The organism is Streptomyces sp. NPDC000594, assembly GCF_040299965.1.
Taxonomy (GTDB): Bacteria; Actinomycetota; Actinomycetes; order Streptomycetales; family Streptomycetaceae; genus Streptomyces.
This window is the reverse complement of sequence record NZ_JBEPCY010000077.1, coordinates 1-2699: the sequence shown is the minus strand read 5'-3', so window position 1 is coordinate 2699 and position 2699 is coordinate 1. Positions and strand designations below refer to the sequence as shown.

General features: G+C 68.7%; 3 protein-coding genes. 2 read left to right on the top strand and 1 reads right to left on the bottom strand.

Annotation, left to right across the window (positions count from 1 at the left end):
- Positions 1-400: transposase (locus ABT354_RS37950; protein WP_351502624.1), on the top strand; the 400-nt coding region annotated here is incomplete at its 5' end.
- Positions 401-404: 4 nt separating this feature from the next.
- Here ABT354_RS37950 and ABT354_RS37945 read toward each other — a convergent pair.
- Entirely contained in the window at positions 405-839 is a 435-nt protein-coding gene (locus ABT354_RS37945) for a hypothetical protein (protein ID WP_351502622.1), read from the bottom strand.
- Positions 840-1122: 283 nt separating this feature from the next.
- Here ABT354_RS37945 and ABT354_RS37940 point away from each other — a divergent pair.
- The coding region (locus ABT354_RS37940) for a CocE/NonD family hydrolase (protein WP_351502620.1) at positions 1123-2699 on the top strand (1577 nt) is incomplete at its 3' end.

Below are 2699 nucleotides of genomic sequence, written 5' to 3'. Positions count from 1 at the left end.
GCTGTCTCTGATCGTCACGCCAGGTCAGCGGTCGGACTGCACCCAGTTCAAGCCGGTCCTGGAGAAGATCCGGGTGCCCAGATCTGGCCTGGGCAGGCCACGCAAGAAGCCCGACAGCCTCGCGGCTGACAGGGCCTACAGCAACGGCCCCATCCGCGAGTACCTGCGACGGCGGGGGATCCGCCACACCATCCCGGAGAAGACTGACAGCCAGGCGGCCCGACTGCGCAAGGGCGCACGCGGTGGACGGCCGCCCGGCTTCGATGAGGACCGCTACAAGAAGCGCAACACCATCGAGCGGGCGATCAACCGTCTGAAGCAGTCCCGGGCGGTCGCCACTCGCTACGTCTTCCTCGGCACCGCCACCGCCGCGGCCCTCGTCATCTGGCTTCGGGCATGAAGTGCTACGCGACCCAGCAGTAGACGCCCTGGCTCTGGCGCCGAGCACTGCTGACGAGAGCAGCCAGACCACCCACGATCGCGTCGGCGATCTCCGTGTCGATGACCTCGCCGTCCTCCGCACGCAGCCGGGTCCACGAGGCGGCGACGTCGCGCAATCTGGCGTGCTCGGCGTCCGCGAGCGCAGTGGACAGGCGAGGCGAGAGCGCGAAGACGAAGCACCCGTCGTTGTCCTGGCCGGCGACGATGCGAGGCTCACCGGCCTCGACGAGTTCCTCGAAGCTGCCGCCGCCCAGAAGGCATTCCCACTCCATCACGGCCTCTTCGGGATCGAAGTTGCCGAAGGAGAGCGACTCGAATGCTGGCCCTGGCCCGGACCGGAGGGCCAGGGCCGCTGACGTGTCGTCCGGCGCCGCGAAGAACTTCACGATGATGCTCACGCGGGCATCATGCCCGACTGCCTAAAGCCATGATCGGCCGGACAAGTCCTGGCTGGTCACGCGAATGGTCCGTGTCGGAGCCTGCTGGGAGTCCTGGCCGAAAATGGTCGCCCACCTTGGTCTTTCTTGATCATTTTCGGTCAATCTCGAAGCGCGTGCTCGTGTGACACATGGGTCTGCCGATACTGAATCCGGCGCGGCCCCTGACACACCCATACTGCGGGTGACCTGGCCGTTCGACGAGCAGAGACTGACCGACGTGACTTTAGAGGGCGGTAGGAACATGGCATCGGCAGGTCTGTACCCGGAACTGGACGAGGCGGCGCTCACGCAGTTCGTCAGCGCACTGAAGGGCGGCGACAGCTCGGCTCTGTCCTCCGCGCTGGCCGAGGAAGCGACCAAGGCGCAAGGGAAGGTCGAATTCTTCATGGCCCAGGTGCCGGTCGACGGCGCCGGGCTGGACGCGGCGGGGTTCATGCCGAGGGGTGCTGGGCCGTTCCCCGTCGTGGTGATGCCCGCGCCGTGGGCCGATCTGGGATGGGTCGCGTACGCCGCGCAGGCGGCGCAGCTCGCGCTCAAGGGCTACACGGTCCTGGCGTACACGCCCCGCGGGTTCGGGAAGTCCACCGGCGAGGTCGACGTCGCCGGCCCTCTCGACGTCCAGGACGGCAGTGCCGTCATCGACTTCCTGCTGGCGAACCTCCCCTCCGCCGACCCCAGCCGGATCGCCTTCCTCGGCGACTCCTACGGCTCCGGCATCAGCCTGCTGGTCGCCGCGTCCGACCCCCGGGTGAAGGCGGTCGGCGCTCTGAGTACGTGGGGCAGCCTGCTTTCGGCGTTCTACGAGAACGACACCCGGCACACCGCCTCCGTCGCCGCGCTGCGGGGCGCCGCCGCCAAGGCCCGGCTGAGTGAGCGGACCCGGTGGGCCTTCGACCAGATGCAGAACAGCAACGGGAGCATCTCCGACGAGGTCCGGGAGTGGGCGAACGAGCGGTCCCCGCTCACGGCCATCGACCGGCTTGACCGCCCCGACCTGGCGGTCTTCTTCTCGCACGCCTGGCACGAGACGCTCTTCCCGGTCAACCAGACGCTGGAGCTGTTCAACAAGCTCAGCGCCCCAGCCAAGCGCCTCGACCTGTCGATCGGCGACCACTCCTCCCCGGAGATGTCGGGCCTGATCGGCCTGCCCAACCGGATCTGGAACGACGCCCACCGCTGGCTCGACTACCACCTCAAGGGCCTGGGCGAGCTTGATGGCAACACGGTCGTCAGCGAGATCATGTGGAGCAAGACCCTGGAGTCCCGCCCGGACTGGGAGGCGGCGACCGGCACCCCCGCGCGCCTCCACCTGACCGGGCCTGCGGTCGGCACCACCGACGGCGGTCTCTCTGACAAGCCCCAGAACGGCTGGAGCACCGTACTGTCCACCGGCACGGACACCTCGGCGACCGTCGCCGACGCGATCATCAAGACCGGCTACGCGGAGATGGCGGGCAAGCCCAAGGTCTACCCGACGCCCCAGATCAGCCGCACGTACGCCGCCGTGTGGACGGGCGAGGCCCTCACCGAGACGGCGAAGGTCCGCGGGATCCCCCAGCTGCGACTGACCTTCCAGCCGAGCGCCGCGAACGCCACGTTCGTCGCCTACCTCTTCGACGTCGCTCCGGACGGCAACGCGTCCATCATCACTCACGCGCCCTTCACCGCCCTGGCGGTGTCCCCGGGCGAGCCGGTCGTCGCGGACATCGGGCTCCAGGCCGCCGGCTACGACGTCCCGGCCGGACACCGCCTGATGCTCGTCCTGGACACCAAGGACCCCTTCTACGGCCACGCCAACGAGGCCGGTGCCAAGCTCAC